We start from the raw sequence: 15,344 nt of genomic DNA on the forward strand, positions 1-15,344 counted from the left end.
CCGCGGGCCGGGCCGGTTCGGGTCCGATGGTGTAGTTCCAGTCACCGTGCCAGTCGTGGCGGGTGACCGGAACGACGGCCAGCTGGTCGTCGGCTGTTTGATGACACACTGAGCAGACAGCGGAACTCCAGCTTGAAGGGTTGTCTTGGCCGACGAACCTTCTCTACCGGAGTTCCGCTGTTCCCACCTCACGACACGCAAGCGACACAACCGACTCCGCCTCACCCACCGACCGGTTCGCAAATTGACGACCAGGTCAAACCCTTATGTGAGCGGCATTGGTACTAAACCACCCTCTGCTGCGTTAGCTGACGACTGTCGTGGTGAGCGATGAGGGAAAAGGCGTCCGTCTGAGGCGTCAGGTAGGGATCAGGAAGGCGTTGCACTAAATGCCCCGAAAGGGTTCGCTCTTGAAGCGTCGAAATGAAAAGACGACATCGAAACCTGGGCTTTATCCGGCCTTGGGATGAGTCTGGCGGGAACGCCGTGTTGGAGAGATATTGTCAATACCTGTGGATTGGTGAGTTTGGACGGCCGCTGTTCCAGTCGGGCGGCCGGAGGCTCAGCGGCTTTCTGGGATTCCTATCTGTGAGCTCATTTCCGGGGTGAAGACGACCATGACGTCGTTGGTGCCCAGCCGGAAGCCTGCTGCCGATCCTGTGTTTACTGAGCATCCGGCGGCGATCCAGACCGCTGTTCCTCGGAAGCCGAGTCGGATGGCTGATGGTCCTAGGATCGCGCCGCTGGAATCGTGGTCCCAGCAGATATCGGCAGCGATGATCTTCTTGCCGATCAACCCGGCCCAGTGCGGGTGGTCCGATACCGGCACCACGACACAGCCTCCGAGGGCGACCAGGAGGCAGTCGACCATCGGCTTCGGGAAGACCTCGAGTCCGAATTCGATAACGGTGTTGTTCCAGATCGCCGAGTAGCGGCGGCCGCTGTGGAAGGCCAGTTCAACGCCCATCGTCGGTTCGTGCCAGTCGCCGAAATCCCACTCCTCGGCGAGCCGGCCGTCATCGCCGATGGCCAACGGACAGTACACGACATCGGCGAGACGTTGACCACGCAGCTCGGCCACGACTGCTTCGAGATGTTTCTCGGCAGGGGATATCGACGGCGGTGGCGGCACAACCCGGTCGTCGTCCGGGCGATCGGATGTCATGCGATGTCTCTTCCGGTGCCGCGGTCGCCGGTTTCTGATGATGCGGGTGTGATGTTCGTGGGGCGTTCCAGCAGTTTGCCCTTGTGGAAGATGGCGCCGTTGCGGACAAGCGCGACCAGGTGCGGAGCGTTGACCGCGCGCCACCGGGTCTGGGCGGCCTCGATCAGCTTGTAGGCCATGGCAATTCCGGCTGCGCGAGAGCCCGGCCCCTTGGTCACCTTGGTCCGTAAACGCACGGTCGCGAAGGTTGAATCGCTAGGATTCGTGGTTCTCAAATGGATCCAGTGCTCGGCCGGATACCGATAGAACTCCAGCAGCACGTCGGCGTCATCAACGATCTTGGCGACGGCTTTGGGATACTTTGTGCCGTAATCGATCTCGAAGGCTTTGATCGCCACCTGCGCCTTGTCGATATCCTCGGCGTTGTAAATCTCTTTCATCGCCGCCAGAGCGCCGGGATGCGCCGATTTTGGCAGCGCAGCGAGCGCATTCGCTTGTTTGTGCCACCAACAGCGCTGTTCCCGGGTCTCGGGAAAAACTTCCCGCATCGCCTTCCAGAACCCCAGCGCCCCGTCACCGACCGCGAGCACCGGCGCGCGCATGCCGCGGCGGCTGCAATCGCGCAGCAGATCCGCCCACGACTCGTTCGATTCGCGGAACCCGTCGCTGATTGCGACAAGTTCCTTGCGGCCGTCGGCCCGCACGCCGATCATCACCAGCAGGCACAGTTTCTGCTGCTCCAAGCGCACTTTCAGGTGGATGCCGTCGACCACAGGTATACATAGTCGACCGACGAGAGGTCGCGGGCAGCGAAAGCTTTCGCCTCGTCCTGCCACTGACCGGTGAGCCGGTTGACCGCCGATGCCGACAGGCCCGACCCCGTGCCGAGGAACTGTTCCAAGGCTGGGGCGAAATCGCCGGTCGACAACCCGTGCAGATACAGCAGCGGCAACACCTCGCTGATCTGCGGCGATTTTCGGCACCAAGCGGGCAGAATCGCCGAGGAGAAGCGCCGGCGCTCACCGGTTTCCGGATCGGTGCCCTTGTCGTTGACCCGCGGCGCGCGCACCTCGACCGCACCCGCTGCGGTGAGCACGGTCCGTTCGGTGTGGTAGCCGTTGCGCACCACCAGCCGCCGCCCATCATCATCGACGTCGTCGGCGAACTGCTCGACGTAGGCGGCGACCTCGGCCTGCAACGCCGCGGCCAGCATCCGCCGGGCACCCTCGCGCACGATCTCGTCAATCGGCGAACGCGCCTCACTGCCCGCCACGCCGTCCCCATTGGAGCCGGCGCCACCGTCGATTACCTTGAACATCCGGGACGTACCTTCCCGCCCGGCGTTGGCGCGCCGGACTGATCAGATCCTTGGCATTCAGATCATCCGGGAAGGTACTCCCTTCCCGGTCATCCACAAGTTCTGATCATTGCTCCGATACGGCCCGCTGATCACTGAATCTGGCAGGGCGGACCACCGGCGAGCATGTCCGAGCACCTTGAAGTCAGCTCCTCGCGGAGCCTGCCTTGTCGGATTCGCTACTCTCCAGTGGAGACTGGCGATTGCGTCGAACCAGTGCTCTGAGCCCGATCGCTATACCGCCGACTTCTCCGGTCGCGCCGAGGATGAACGGGCCGACCACCGAGTACAGCGCCAGCGCTACAGTGACCAGAAGCACTGGAACGACTGCGACTGTAGCGATGTACCCTACGGTCTTCCAGCCCAATGCCCGCTGGACATGAGCAGCAGTAGGCGGTCGAACAGGTCCAGCCAGTTCACCGGGGGCTGCTCGACCTCGCCCACACGAGGCGGCGTGGGCCGCACTTCGGGCAATCAACTGGGGAGACTGGCACCGACTCCAGTCCGTCGGCCCAGCGGCCAGATCAACCATGGTCTGTTGTTCCCGTCGGTCGTTGATGCGAGGTCCTTCGTCACTGTGGCGAGCGCAGTTTGTGGTGCAATTGCTCGAACGCGACCGGGTCGAGTTCTCCGGATGTGAACAGGTCGGGCTCGCCGCTCTGCTGATACCGTTGCATCATCGGCCGCAGATCGAACAGGTCCACTGGGTCGATGTCTGCCCCCGACCGCTCGAGCTTGTCTTGCCACTGTGCGTAGCGGTCGCTTCCTGCTTCGACCTCATTGTCCCACCTCCACACTTCGAGCATGTCGTGGTCGAAATTGGCTGCAGCGCTCGGCGGTATGCCTTGCTGCTCCAATGCGAAATTCATCAGGATCCTCGAATGCCGGCCGTGACCGTCACCGCTCCAGGAATGCCCGAAAATGACATTTTGCTGGAGCTGGGCGGCCGTCACATATGGGTCGGAGGAGACATCGAGAAAACCCTCGGACGTTTGAAAGCTGGTCTCCCTCCTCGCGTCGTTGTATATGTCGCACACCACCCGGTGGTAGTCGCGTGTGTTGTCTAGGCTGCCGAAGTTCGGGTAGAGGATCACTCCGTGATTGGGTCCCGGTACACCCGGCGCGACATATCCCAGCAACGGATCGTCGTTGATAGCGGCCAGATCCTCTTGCGTGGGCGGCGCATCCAGCCAGCGCACCTCACGCCCGCCGGGCTGACCGGCAACCCTGGGCTGGAGCACGACTCCATAGGGTTCGGTACGGAACGGTCCCGGCACATAGGTGACCAGCGATCTCCGCTTGAGGGAGTGCAGCTCGCTCAGTGTCGGGGGTCGACTCAACACGCCCCATCCCCACCGTCGGATCCCGGTCATCTGCCCGGCCTTCTCCGGATCCTGCCGGATTCTGAGCCTGCGATGCGTTTCTGCCATGAGGTCTACCGACATCTCGCGGTGAAGGTTCTGTCGGGCGAAAAGGCGGGAATCGAGCCAGCTTGCCCACCCTTCGGGCCCGTCGAGGACCGTTTCCGGGCGCGGGTGCCTCGAGATGTAGGCGATGTCGCGGAATATGTCGTCCACGTACAGGCTGAGTTCGAGTGCGCGCTGCGCGTCGGTGCGGATCCCGTGCGCGTGCTCCAGTCGACGTATCTGCTCCTCGATGGGCAAGTTCAGAAACCCGTCCGCGAGGGTCGGGTCCGGGCCGCGGAGCGGTTCCGGCGCGAATATTCCCCACTTCTCGAACCCGGTATAGCGCTCCCCGTGCATGGCCGAACCCGCCCTGCCGATCTCGGATACACCCTGCTCGTCTTGGTGTGCGAACCGCCCGAGACCGTCTCGTATCGTGTCCGGGAATTCGTGAAGTGTTTCGCTTATTTTCGGGGCTGCTTTACCGACGAGGGCGTCGGCGAGGCGCTTGACTGCCTGCAGCATGCTCGCGATGACCTCGCCGCCCGACCCGCTCATCGACGTTCCTCGTCACTGTGACCGTGCCGGGTGGGGCAGCGAGCCCAACAGCGGTGAAGTTGACCTCGTGACCTCCGCCGCCATGGAGCGAGGAACACATACAGTACTCGTGGCGGGATCGACCGCTAAAACTGCGGACAAGCGGTGCGCCTGATCAACGACACCGACGAACCTCCGACCACACCTAAAACAGAACCCCAGGCACCATAAACAGCCGGCACCTGCACAGTCCGCCGAACCAACGCCAACAGGCACACCCACCACAGCCAACAACCCTCGAACCAGGTCGTTGCCCCTATCCGGTTTGCCTTGCCTTGTAAGCTATTCATCGTTTGTTCCGCCACCCATTCATTTCGGGTTTTCCCTTTGGGTGATATCGCCTGTGCCTGGTGGCCGTCTGGATGCGCGTGGTCGGTCTCGTGCGCGAGATGTGCCACAACCTGTGGCGCGTTTCCCTTTGCCTTACCGTCGATGTTGATTATTTTATCGGTGTGTCTTGTCCAGACCCCGCTCCCCTCCGCACCGTAGCGAATTACCCATCTGGTGTCCCTGAGGTCGAGAATTCTCTGTGCGAGGACGGGGTCGTACCTTCTGATGATGTCGTCGACATGCGGGCCCATGTGCTCGAGCAGGGCCATACTTCGGTCTGGGAAAAGCGGATGCGGCTCCGGTTCACCCGAATCACGGTGATGTGTCGGTGTCTCCGATCCCGAAGCGCTCGGCTCGTGATCCCTTTCTCGGGCCCGCGGACCACTTCCGCGATGTCTTCGTCTTTGGCTCCGAATGTATGAGCCGCTTCATTTGCTCGGGCGCTACTGGCTGCTCGGGATATTTCTGATGCAGCCCCACCGGCTTCTCTGATCCTTCCTGACAGATGATCGCTGAATCTCTGCCACGCATCGCTCACCGCCCTACCGATCCTCACATGGAATCCCGCCTGCAAGCGCATCCGAGATGCGAACACCTGCAACAGGTGCACGAGAAGCCTTCGTTCTCAGCCGTTTTTCGACCGTGAGACTTCCAATCAATATCACTTTAAAAATCGTTAAAAAATAGCACCACTGCACACATTTTCACTTGGATGAATCCGGCGGCCGATGCGGCACTGATGGCAGATCAAGTAGCTGACCTTCCCGACGGGCCAACCCTGCTTACAGGGATGCCAAAGGGTGATCGAACCACACCTACCCGGCAGCGGCGTCGGTGTAGCCCTCACCGGTGCGTTCGGCGATCAGCAGCCAGAATGATTTCGCGGTGAGGACGGCTGGTCTGTAGCCCGGCAGCTGGCGGCGAAGGCGGGCCAGTACCCCCCGGTGGCGATGCGGGAGTTGGTCGCGGCGCCCTCGTTGACCGGGGGGTCGGTAGGGCTCGTAGCGCACTGCGCGACGTACCTGCCACTGCCGCCAAGCCGGGCGCGGATTAAGTTCCCACAGAAGTGGATGCTGCGGCGGCGGCCACAGATACCCCGCGAACCGGTCCTCACCGCCAAGATTCTCCTGATCCCGCGTCGAGAATCAATCTCGGTTGTCGGACAGGTCAGCATGTCGAGCCGAAACTGCAGGGCCGCAACCCCTTTGCGGCGCGGTCGTAAACGTGTCGAAAAGTCGGATCGACCAACGGCAGTTCCTGTCTCGATACCAAGGTTTCGAGATCGAGTCCGGCCCCCGCGCTGGTCCTGATGGACATTGTCGCGCAAGTTCAACCTTGCAAACTGTTGCAACTGTCCATACTGCTGTAACAGTTGAATCGGTTTCGACCGAGAGGCGGGATGCTGGAGATCAAGCTGGGCGAGTGGCGAGCAATCCAGACCGACGCGCTGGGGCGCACGAGTGTCGGCTGGCAACCAGGGATGTCGGCGGCTCAATACTGGCTGGCGGGGCGTGCGTTCTGGAAGTTCAAGGCCGACCGTGCGTTCGCGGAGCGTGAGGTCCGCGTCGTCAACGCCGCCGGCGAGGTTCTAGTCGTCGCAACGATCGACGGCTTGATCCGCCATGAGATCGGTTCGAGATTGTTGGCGAACCGATCGATGATCACCCGATGACCGGGGTAGTGCTAGTGCTACCCGAGGCCCGAACGGTCACGTTCACAAGATCCCGTCCGGTACGTCTGAAACAAACAGGCTGCGCACTCAAGGGGTGCGCAGCCCGTTCCCGTCAGCCAAGGGTCGAAGGACATTGCCCTGGATTCATCTTTGGCAGTCCCGCCCAACACGCATGGACGTCCGAGTCGTCCGCTCAGCACTTCCGGTGTTCATTAAATGTTCTTGGTCTCAACAGGTCAACGCATCACTGCTGGTGAGAAGATGCGTGATCGTGGAGGCTTGGATGGGTAGCAAGGCGCTCGGGTTCAGTGTGGACCAGCAGAACCTGATCTGGGATCTTCATCGCCGCGGAGAATCGATACGAGAAATCGAGCGGTTCCTTGGAGAAACGATGCCCCGAATTCGTCGCTTCCTGCGCGAGTCCGGCGGTATCCGACCGGTCCCACGAACACGGAGAATCGGCCACATCACCGCAGGTGAGCGTGAAGAGATTTCCCGGGGAGTAGCCGCCGACGACAGCGCTCGCACGATCGCCGAGAAACTCGGAAGATCCCCGTCCACGATCTCACGCGAGAGATCCGGGCGACATCGAGTTCGAAGTCACCGTGCTGCTCGACAGTCGACTCGTCGAGACCCGTGTGTGCACGGGTTTCCGGATCAACCCTGTCGAACTCGGATACGAACTGCCTGTCACGGCGTTGGAATCGCGTGAGGCCCTCCCGTATCTCATGCGGGAAGAACCGGTGTGTTTCGGTGAGTCGCGAGGCCCCCTCGCCGATCGCGGCAGCGATACGTGCTGCTGTCTGCAGCATTTTCGCGATGATCTCGCCGCCACCGAACCCGTTCATCCTCTCCACTGCGATCGAGCCGTCAAAGCAGCTAGGTGGACTGACCTGCCCAGATCCGCGGCCACGCTGGATGTTTCGGCCTCGCATCCAGGCAGGATGTGCATTTCGAGCCGACCGTGAACGCCAGCTTCTCCCCATAGAACTCGCGGGCATAAAAACGAACGACCCCGAGGACGGTCGATGCAACACCAGCTCGCCGAGCGCCCGCAGAATGAAGAACACGAAAACCCCGCAGATGTCGCGTCCGGCTGAATACTGGATCTGGCACAGACTTGGTGATTGACCCGGTTCGGGATGCGGAGGGGCGGTTGGTAGTTCATCATGTCGCGGGTGTTCTGATCTTGGACCGATAAGGGTCCTGTTCCCGCATCTGGACGGATTGAGGATCGAGGTGGTCCGTGCGGCGGGTTCAACGGTGCGGATCGAGGCTGCTACCGGTGAGAGCCCGGTCGGCTGTCTTGGCTGCGGGATGCTGTCCGGCCGTGTTCACAGCCGGTATCGGCGGCGGTTGTCGGATACCTCGATCACTGGTCGCGAGGTCGTGATCGGGTTGCGGATCCGCAGACTGTTCTGTGACAACTTCAATTGCGGCAAAACAACTTTCGCCGAGCAAGTGCCGCAGCTCGCGGCCAGGCGCGCCCGCCGCCCGCTGATCCTGCAGCGTTCCTTGTGTGCGGTCGCGCTGGCATTGGGCGGCCGTGCGGGAGCGCGGTTGACCCGGCAGTTGGCCGCGACGGTGAGTCGGATGACGTTGCTGCGCCAGATCCGGGCGCTGCCCGATCCCCAGCACCCGGTTCCGCGGGTGCTGGGTGTGGACGACTTCGCGCTTCGCCGCGGCCACAACTACGGAACGATCCTGATCGACATGCAGACTCGCCGCCCGATCGAGGTTCTCGACGACCGGAGCGCCGACACCCTCGCAGCCTGGTTGCGGGCTCACCCGGGCGTGGAGATTGTCTGCCGCGACCGCGCCGGCGCCTACGCCGAGGGCGCCACGACCGGAGCGCCGGAGGCGGTACAGGTCGCCGATCGCTGGCACATCTGGCACAACCTCGGCGAGGCGGTCGAACGCACCGTGGCACGCCACCGCGCCAGCCTGTCCGCCGCGACCACCGACCCCGAACCGCAGAACCGGCCCGATATCGCGCAGGTTGCGGCCGAACTACATTATGGGCCGGTCGCGCCCGGTCAACGGCAGGATCGCACCGCGGTGCGCACCCGCCAGCGCTGGGCCCAGGTCCATGCGCTGCTGGCCCCAGGGCACAACAATCCGCGCGATCAGCCGTGAGCTGGGGCTGGCCCGCGGCACAGCAGGCCGCTTCGCCCGCGCCGAGTCGGTCGACGAGTTGCTGGTCAACAACCGCACCGGATATCGCGTCAGCGTGCTCGAGGCATTCAAACCCGACCTGCATCGGCGGTGGAATGAGGGCTGCACCAACGCGACTCAATTGTTCGAAGAGATCAAGGCCCGCGGCTACCAGGGCAGCGAGAAGATGGTGCGCAAATACCTGCAGCCCTTCCGCAGCAGCGCACACATCCCGGCCCCGCCGCCCCAAGCCGCCGACCGTCCGAAAGGTCGTCAGCTGGATCATGACCAACCCCGACACCATCGCTGCCGAATATCGGGCAAGCCTCGATTCGATCCTGGCAGTCAGCCCGGAACTGGCCGCTCTGACCGGACATGTCCGCAGGTTCGCCGAGATCATGGGCCAGCGGCGCGGTCGAGATCTCGAACGGTGGATGGCCGCCGTCGACGCCGACGACCAACCCGCGCTGCACTCGTTCGTCCGAGGCCTGCGCCGCGACCAGGACGCGGTCACCGCCGGCCTGACCATGTCCTGGAGCAGTGGAACAGTCGAAGGGCACGTCAACCGCATCAAAATGCTCAAACGGCAAATGTTCGGCCGCGCGAAAACGACCTACTCCGCAAGCGAATCCTATTGAGCGACTGAGCAACCCGGACCGCCGAATCACTAAATTTGTGCCAGATCCTGAAAACTGACCCTCTTGTTCCGGGTGAATGTTGACCCACCCGTGAACGATCATGAGGTGTTGAACGTGGAGGACTGGGCGGAGATCCGTCGGTTGCATCGCTCGGAGGGAATGGCAATTCGGGCGATAGCCCGGCGGATGGGGATTTCGAAGGACACAAGGACACGGTGAAGAAGGCGCTGGTTGCGCATGAGTCGCCGTGGTATCAACGCAAGCCGCGGGGTTCGGTGGTGGATGAGTTCGAGCCGGCGATCCGGGCGGTGCTGGCGGAGTTTCCGGATATGCCGACGACGGTGATTATGGAGCGTGTTGGCTGGGAGCGCGGCCGGATGGTGTTCTTCGAGCGGGTGCAGCAGTTGCGGCCGTTGTTCCAGCCGGTGGATCCAGCGTCGCAGACCGAGTATCAGCCCGGGGAGCTGGCGCAGTGTGATCTGTGACATCGTCGAATGCCCCAATTTTACGAGCGGGGGTCACGGCGCTTCTGGCGGGATGTTCTCTCGAAGAGGCCCACTCCCAGGTTCATTCGCACTGACGGACGCAGGTCGGTGATGACTGTCGGTTGGTAGGGGGCGCGACCACCTCGGTTTCGGTCTGCTTGCTTAATTCTTCGAGTTGGAGCCTCTCCTGATGTTCCCGTCGCCGACTTTCTCGGCATAATGCTCCAGCAAGGTTTATTAGCGTCACGGGTTGCTTTGAATTTACCTTCGATTTCCAGAACATGACCGAACTCGTGAACCATCGTGGAATACGCAGGTCGAATTTGCGATCCCGGGACAAGATGCCAATCCTGCACAGCCCTGTCATTTTCATATTCAATTCATCCGGGTCTTTGGCATACTTTTCGGTGAAGTTCATACGAGTGCGTCGAAGATTCCTGTTGGGGATCTGTCCCGTTTTGGGTAAAGGCGTGTTTGTTGTCGGGCGAATGCTCCATGACGACCGTTGGGTTGGTTTTCGCGGGCGGGTATTTTGCGAACGCGCTACGTCGGTCACATCGACTTCGTGAGTAAAGCGGTGAAATTCCCTGGGTCGTAACCAGACAAAGTCTGCATCGTGTCGAGCGAACCTGCCCAATGTCTGAACCATGCGTCCGGCGCCATCGAGGATGGCTTGGGCAATTCTAGACATCGGATCTCATCACACGAAATTCTCATTCACTGGTTGCCGGTTTGAGACATTTCAGGCTGATTGTGGTGTGAGGTGCCGATAGCTCGTGGCGCGTGAGACGCCGAGTGCTGTGGCAATTTGGGTGGGGGTTTGGCCGGCGGCGTGGCGGGCTCGGGCGGCGGCGATTTTGTCGGGGTCCATGATGGTGGGGCGTCCGCCGAGGCGGTTTTGGGCGCGGGCGGCTTGCAGGCCGGCCATGGTGCGCTGGTGGATGAGGTGGCGTTCGAGTTCGGCAGAGGCGGTCATCATGGTGAAGAAGAATTTGTCTTCCCCGGTGGGGTGGTATTGAACCGAAACTTCTTGGTTGCCTTGATCGTTGAGGGTGCGTGAGCGATCAGGACCTGCGGCGGTTGTCGCCTGCTGCGCAGGAGGTGGTGCGGTTGCGGGTGGTGGCCGCGCTGGAGTCGGAACGGGTACGCACCTACGGCGAGGCTGCCGAGATGTTCGGTGTCTCGCAGCGGTCGGTGGGCACGTGGTGGCGCAGGTACTCCGCAGGCGGGCGGGAAGCGCTCGCCGCGCCGGTGAAATCCCGCACCGGCCGAGACGAGCTGATCAGCGCCGAGGACCGGGCAGTGCTGTTCACCGCGATGGCCGACTACACCCCCGAGGAACTGCTGATCGGGGGCCCGTTGTGGACCCGCACCCTGGTCGTCGAGCTGATCCGCATGGTCGTCGGGGTCGTCATGACCGAGCAGGGCGTGGGCAAATGGCTGCGTCGCCACGGTTTTCCCCGCAGCGCCCGGCGCGACGGGCTTATCAGCAGAAACCCGAGAAGGTGCGGGCGTGGTTGGACATCGAGTACCCCGCCATCGTTGCCCGCGCCCGCGACGAGAACGCCGCGGTGGCGTGGACCGATCAGTGCGGGCTGCGCAGCGACACCGCCCCGCCGGGGCGTAGCTGGGCACCGAACGGCGCCACGCCGGTGGTGCGGGTCAACGGCAAACGCCTGCGCGTGAATGTCATGTCCGCCATCGCTTTTCGTGGCGCACTGTGGTTTTCGGTGTTCACCGGCCGCTTCACCGCGAAGGTGTTCATCACCTTTCTCGACCGGCTCGCCCGCCAAGCCGGACGCAAAGTCCATGTGATCGCCGACCGCCACCCGGTGCACCGCAGCAAGGCGGTGACCGCCTGGTTGGCCGCCAACGCCCACCGCATCGAGTTGCACCTCATGCCCGGCTACAGCCCCGAACTCAACCCCGACGAGATCCTGAATGCCGACATCAAACGGCACGTTCACCCCTCCCACGCTCGCTCCCGCGACGATCTCGCCCGCGAAACCCGCCGGTTCCTGCACCGCCGCCAGCGCCAACCCGACATGGTGCGCAGCTACTTCCATGCCCCACACGTCCGCTACACGACCCGAGAGGAAATGACATAGTTTCGACTCAATAACTGCCGGTGAGGATACGAACACCGATCCCGCGCTCATGCAGGTCGTCGGCGGTAGTGAGCACGTCTTTGAGAGCGCGTCTGAGCCTGAGAACTCGTGAACCGGTCGACGACATACTCCATCCACATTTCCGACGACGATCGCCGACGCCGAGTCGGTTGTCAATCGGCGCGAGTCCCGGAGGCGAGAAAGAACGGGACGGCGACGAACAGCCGGTCGCTGCGTGCCCTGCCGGCTTGGTCGTTGAGCCAGGCGCCTTCTCCTGCGATGTTGGCGAGTATCGGCAGGCACGCGGCGCCGGTCCACGCGATCGTGTGGACTTCGACGGTGACATTGGCGAACCCGTTGTCCAGCAGGAGGTTCCGGTATCGGCGAGCAACCCGCGGGCTGGGCATGCCGTCCGCGCGTGCGTGGACGAGGGTACGGGTGAGTTCGGGATCGTCGGAGTCGATCACGAATGTGTCCCAGTCCTGGCCCACGAGCACTGCGCGGCCGTTTCTGGCCAGGACCCGGCGGGCCTCGACGACAGCTCGTTCGGGCTCGGCGAGGGCGTGCAAGACCTTGTCGGCGCGGTAGCCGGTAACCGAGCCGTCGTCGAGCGGGAGCGCGGTGGCGTCGGCGACGTGGAACTCGCTCGTGGGCCAGCGCTCGATGGCGATCTCGATCATGGCGGGGTCCAGGTCGATGCCGATGGCCCGCACCCCACGGGCGGCCAACTCGCCGACGACGCGCCCGCCCCCGCAGCCGACGTCGACAACCGTGTCGCCCAACGCTTGGTAAGTGTGTTCCCGCAGGTTACGAGCCTGGGGCAGGTCGTCAATGGCGTCGAGGAGGGTAAGCAATGTAGACATGGCCGTCATTGTGCGACTTAATGTCGACATGAAGTCAATCGGTGAGGTGGCGGCTCAGTGCGGATTGCCGACACACGTGCTCGTTCGAGGTCGGCCGATCCTCTAATTGTTCTTGAGCCGGTTCCTCTCGTCGTTGCGAGGTCGGTTCCTCACCGGCAGCGAACCAGTAAAACTCGCTCTTTACCGGTGAGCGGCACGAACAGCCCTCTCGCATAGGGGATCTGCGCCACGAACGCTCCGTCGTCATCGAAGCGGTAGGGCACGAGGATGAAGATGTCGCGAGGCTCGGGGTAGGTGGATGGCGGCGAACAACGCACCCAGCCCGCCCGTGCCGCGCTTTTTGTCAGGGAGAAAGCTCCCCACTCACGCTCCATCGTCGGTCCGGATGGTGACGTAGCGTCCACCGAATTCGGGGTGCCGGCAAGAATCGCGCCACACGAGGCAATCGGGGCGTGACGGCAACGAATGTCCCCAAGATGCTCGGGGCCGTGGGCGTTTCCGCAGGTGGGCGCTGCACGCGGCAGCGTCACGCCCATCCGGGGATGCCGATGCGTCGATAGCGACAACTCGGCTCAAGATCACATAGTTGCCGTCTGACCTCGGTTTTCTCTCGCTATATGTCCCGGGTTACGCCATCCTTAACGGCACCCCGACTCAGAGGTCGCGCAGATTGGTGATCTTCAACACTTCGTGTGTATGGGCGGCCCGATCCTCATCCCGGTCGAGGATGGCCCGCGATAGTGGGGTATGAAGTTTGTGACCTTGGCGGACGTTCGGGCGGCCGCTGGGCGGATGGAGGGCGTCGTGCTGCGGACGCCGTTGCTGTCGTCCCTTACGGACACTGGCCGATCGTTGTGGCTCAAGCCGGAAAGCTTTCAGCCGATCGGGGCGTTCAAGTTGCGTGGTGCGATGAACGCGATCGCGTGCCTCGACGCCGAGCGGCGCGCTTGCGGCGTCATCGCGTACTCCAGCGGCAACCACGCCCAAGCCGTCGCCTACGCGGCAAAGCGGTACGGCATACCCGCGGTGATCGTGATGCCCGACGTTGCGCCGCGCATCAAGGCCGAGGCCACCAGGGCATATGGCGCGGAGGTGGTCGAGGTACCCATCGGCGAACACGAGGCGACGGCCCACGCCCTCGCGGTCGAGCGCGGGCTCACCCTGATCCCGCCCTACGACGACGCTACGGTCGTCGCGGGCCAGGGCACGGTCGGGTTGGAGATCGCGGAAGATCTTCCGGACGTCGATGTGGTGCTGGTCCCGGTCAGCGGTGGCGGTCTCGCATCCGGGGTAGGGGTCGCAGTCAAGGCGCTTCGCCCGCAGGCCCAGGTGATCGGTATCGAGCCCGAGCTGGCCGCGGACACCGCCGAAGGTCTGCGTCTGGGACATCAGGTCGACTGGTCGGTAGCGGACCGGGCCCGTACGATCGCCGACGGGCTTCGCGCACAGCCGTCGGAATTGACGTTCGCTCACCTGCGCAAGGTTCTCGACGGCATGGTGACCGTCGGTGAAGACGAGATCCGAGCGGCGGTCCGGGCCCTCGCCCGCCGAGCCCGCCTGATCGCCGAACCCAGCGGCGCCGTGACGACCGCGGCCTGCCTGTTCCACAGCCACGAACTACCGCCCGGCAAAACCGTGGCCATAGTTTCGGGTGGCAACATCGACCCCGCCCTCCTGGCCACCCTGCTGGCCTGAACCGTGGGTGGTGGTACACCGCATACGGTCTACGAACGTTGGCTACTGCTCAGTCAGGCGAGAGTTACGGTCCGCGACCCCGAGAGGTGTGACACCCTCTTCTGCCGCCTACTCGCCGACACCGTCTTCACGCACAGCCCGCCATGCAACCACCCGACAGCCGAATCCGCTCGTCGAAGCAGAGCGAATCATGGTTGAGCCCAGCAAGATGGTGTACGACCAGAGAAATGATCAAGACATGTGGATGACGGGAAGGACGCACCTTCCCGGATGATCTATCTGTCAGAAGTCTTGATCATGCCGGCGCGCTAACGCCGGTCGGGAAGGTACGTCCGTGCTCACGGTAGTTCAGAACACCCAATCGACCAATGACGACGCCGGGTCGACCCGCTCGTTGCTCGATGAGATCGTCCGCGACGGCGCCCGGCAGATGCTCGCCGCCGCGTTGAAGGCCGAGGTCGCCGCCTATATCGCCCAGTTCGCCGACCAACTCGACGAGAACGGTCACCGCCTGGTGGTCCGCAACGGCTACCACGCCGAGCGGGAAGTGCTCACCGCCGCGGGCGCTGTGATGGTGCGGGCACCGCGGGTCAACGACAAGCGTGTCGGCCCTGATACCGGTGAGCGGCAACGATTTTCCTCCGCGATCCTGCCCGCGTGGGCGCGCAAATCACCGCAGGTGACGGAGGTGCTGCCGTTGCTGTATCTGCATGGGCTGTCCTCGGGCGATTTCGGGGCGGCGTTGGAGCAGTTCCTCGGCACCGGCGCGGGCCTGTCCGCGCCCTCGATCACCCGGCTCACGACCCAGTGGCAGGACGAGGCCCGTACCTTCGCCGCCCGCGACCTCTCGGGCACCGATTACGTGTATCTGTAGGTC

Annotated in this window: 13 protein-coding genes and 3 pseudogenes; 10 read left to right on the forward strand and 6 right to left on the reverse strand. The window is 63.2% G+C overall.

Annotation, left to right across the window (positions count from 1 at the left end):
* Window positions 1-562 precede the first annotated feature (562 nt).
* The 3 genes and pseudogenes from AB0B25_RS30695 to AB0B25_RS30705 all read right to left on the reverse strand — a co-directional run bounded on the left by AB0B25_RS30695 (window position 563) and on the right by AB0B25_RS30705 (window position 4,483).
* Window positions 563-1,165, reverse strand: a complete 603-nt coding sequence (locus AB0B25_RS30695) for a hypothetical protein (RefSeq protein WP_357186951.1) — start codon at window positions 1,163-1,165, stop codon at window positions 563-565.
* A pseudogene (locus tag AB0B25_RS30700) lies at window positions 1,162-2,483 on the reverse strand (IS256 family transposase). The gene AB0B25_RS30695 and the pseudogene AB0B25_RS30700 overlap by 4 nt, the downstream one beginning before the upstream one ends.
* A gap of 611 nt (window positions 2,484-3,094) precedes the next feature.
* Window positions 3,095-4,483 (reverse strand): hypothetical protein, encoded by a 1,389-nt coding sequence (locus AB0B25_RS30705; RefSeq protein ID WP_357186954.1) that lies wholly within the window; start codon window positions 4,481-4,483, stop codon window positions 3,095-3,097.
* Between the two features lie 1,768 nt (window positions 4,484-6,251).
* Between AB0B25_RS30705 and AB0B25_RS30710 the strand changes: the two genes are divergently transcribed.
* The 6 genes from AB0B25_RS30710 to AB0B25_RS30735 all read left to right on the forward strand — a co-directional run bounded on the left by AB0B25_RS30710 (window position 6,252) and on the right by AB0B25_RS30735 (window position 9,801).
* The gene (locus AB0B25_RS30710) at window positions 6,252-6,524 is read left to right on the forward strand and encodes a hypothetical protein (protein WP_357186957.1); all 273 of its coding nucleotides are present in this window, start codon (window positions 6,252-6,254) and stop codon (window positions 6,522-6,524) included.
* A gap of 391 nt (window positions 6,525-6,915) precedes the next feature.
* Window positions 6,916-7,236: a helix-turn-helix domain-containing protein gene (locus AB0B25_RS30715; protein WP_357186980.1), complete on the forward strand. Its 321-nt coding sequence runs from the start codon at window positions 6,916-6,918 to the stop codon at window positions 7,234-7,236.
* Between the two features lie 605 nt (window positions 7,237-7,841).
* A complete protein-coding gene (locus AB0B25_RS30720) occupies window positions 7,842-8,660 on the forward strand; it encodes an ISL3 family transposase (protein WP_357186982.1) in 819 nt (272 codons plus the stop codon).
* Window positions 8,661-8,962: 302 nt separating this feature from the next.
* Complete coding sequence (locus AB0B25_RS30725) at window positions 8,963-9,316, forward strand: transposase (protein WP_357186960.1); 354 nt, start codon at window positions 8,963-8,965, stop codon at window positions 9,314-9,316.
* 114 nt (window positions 9,317-9,430) lie between these two features.
* Window positions 9,431-9,535 carry a helix-turn-helix domain-containing protein gene (locus AB0B25_RS30730; protein WP_357186985.1) on the forward strand — a complete coding sequence of 35 codons (105 nt, stop codon included), beginning with the start codon at window positions 9,431-9,433 and terminating at the stop codon, window positions 9,533-9,535.
* Window positions 9,532-9,801 carry a hypothetical protein gene (locus AB0B25_RS30735; RefSeq protein WP_357186963.1) on the forward strand — a complete coding sequence of 90 codons (270 nt, stop codon included), beginning with the start codon at window positions 9,532-9,534 and terminating at the stop codon, window positions 9,799-9,801. Before AB0B25_RS30730 ends, AB0B25_RS30735 begins: the two co-directional genes overlap by 4 nt.
* A gap of 742 nt (window positions 9,802-10,543) precedes the next feature.
* On the opposite strand, the gene AB0B25_RS30740 is transcribed toward AB0B25_RS30735, so the two are convergent.
* The gene (locus AB0B25_RS30740) at window positions 10,544-10,780 is read right to left on the reverse strand and encodes a helix-turn-helix domain-containing protein (protein WP_357186966.1); all 237 of its coding nucleotides are present in this window, start codon (window positions 10,778-10,780) and stop codon (window positions 10,544-10,546) included.
* A 125-nt stretch (window positions 10,781-10,905) separates the two neighbouring features.
* On the opposite strand from AB0B25_RS30740, the pseudogene AB0B25_RS30745 reads away from it, so the two are divergent.
* Both AB0B25_RS30745 and AB0B25_RS30750 read left to right on the forward strand, forming a co-directional pair.
* Window positions 10,906-11,247, forward strand: a pseudogene (locus tag AB0B25_RS30745) (helix-turn-helix domain-containing protein); the annotation flags it as partial.
* Window positions 11,238-11,909, forward strand: coding sequence for an IS630 family transposase (locus AB0B25_RS30750; protein ID WP_357186968.1), 672 nt, complete (start codon window positions 11,238-11,240; stop codon window positions 11,907-11,909). The pseudogene AB0B25_RS30745 and the gene AB0B25_RS30750, both read left to right, overlap by 10 nt.
* A gap of 173 nt (window positions 11,910-12,082) precedes the next feature.
* Here AB0B25_RS30750 and AB0B25_RS30755 read toward each other — a convergent pair whose 3' ends face one another.
* Together AB0B25_RS30755 and AB0B25_RS30760 are read right to left on the reverse strand one after the other, a co-directional pair.
* Window positions 12,083-12,772 (reverse strand): methyltransferase domain-containing protein, encoded by a 690-nt coding sequence (locus AB0B25_RS30755; protein ID WP_357186971.1) that lies wholly within the window; start codon window positions 12,770-12,772, stop codon window positions 12,083-12,085.
* Window positions 12,773-12,921: 149 nt separating this feature from the next.
* Window positions 12,922-13,308, reverse strand: coding sequence for a hypothetical protein (locus tag AB0B25_RS30760; protein WP_357186974.1), 387 nt, complete (start codon window positions 13,306-13,308; stop codon window positions 12,922-12,924).
* A gap of 211 nt (window positions 13,309-13,519) precedes the next feature.
* Between AB0B25_RS30760 and AB0B25_RS30765 the strand changes: the two genes are divergently transcribed.
* Window positions 13,520-14,467, forward strand: a complete 948-nt coding sequence (locus AB0B25_RS30765; protein WP_357186977.1) for a threonine/serine dehydratase — start codon at window positions 13,520-13,522, stop codon at window positions 14,465-14,467.
* Window positions 14,468-14,801: 334 nt separating this feature from the next.
* Window positions 14,802-15,338 (forward strand): annotated as a pseudogene (locus tag AB0B25_RS30770) (transposase); the annotation flags it as partial.
* Window positions 15,339-15,344: the final 6 nt, after the last annotated feature.

Origin of the sequence: Nocardia sp. NPDC049190, from assembly GCF_040648115.1 — a bacterium.
GTDB lineage: Bacteria > Actinomycetota > Actinomycetes > Mycobacteriales > Mycobacteriaceae > Nocardia.

Excerpts from the sequence above, each read along its gene's own strand:
- AB0B25_RS30755 (WP_357186971.1), bottom strand. The coding sequence starts at position 12,772 with ATGTCTACATTGCTTACCCTCCTCGACGCCATTGACGACCTGCCCCAG.
- AB0B25_RS30705 (WP_357186954.1), bottom strand. The coding sequence starts at position 4,483 with ATGAGCGGGTCGGGCGGCGAGGTCATCGCGAGCATGCTGCAGGCAGTC.
- AB0B25_RS30720 (WP_357186982.1), top strand. The coding sequence starts at position 7,842 with ATGCTGTCCGGCCGTGTTCACAGCCGGTATCGGCGGCGGTTGTCGGAT.
- AB0B25_RS30740 (WP_357186966.1), bottom strand. The coding sequence starts at position 10,780 with ATGATGACCGCCTCTGCCGAACTCGAACGCCACCTCATCCACCAGCGC.
- AB0B25_RS30750 (WP_357186968.1), top strand. The coding sequence starts at position 11,238 with ATGGCTGCGTCGCCACGGTTTTCCCCGCAGCGCCCGGCGCGACGGGCT.
- AB0B25_RS30765 (WP_357186977.1), top strand. The coding sequence starts at position 13,520 with ATGAAGTTTGTGACCTTGGCGGACGTTCGGGCGGCCGCTGGGCGGATG.
- AB0B25_RS30710 (WP_357186957.1), top strand. The coding sequence starts at position 6,252 with ATGCTGGAGATCAAGCTGGGCGAGTGGCGAGCAATCCAGACCGACGCG.
- AB0B25_RS30725 (WP_357186960.1), top strand. The coding sequence starts at position 8,963 with ATGACCAACCCCGACACCATCGCTGCCGAATATCGGGCAAGCCTCGAT.
- AB0B25_RS30695 (WP_357186951.1), bottom strand. The coding sequence starts at position 1,165 with ATGACATCCGATCGCCCGGACGACGACCGGGTTGTGCCGCCACCGCCG.
- AB0B25_RS30760 (WP_357186974.1), bottom strand. The coding sequence starts at position 13,308 with ATGGGCGTGACGCTGCCGCGTGCAGCGCCCACCTGCGGAAACGCCCAC.
- AB0B25_RS30715 (WP_357186980.1), top strand. The coding sequence starts at position 6,916 with ATGCCCCGAATTCGTCGCTTCCTGCGCGAGTCCGGCGGTATCCGACCG.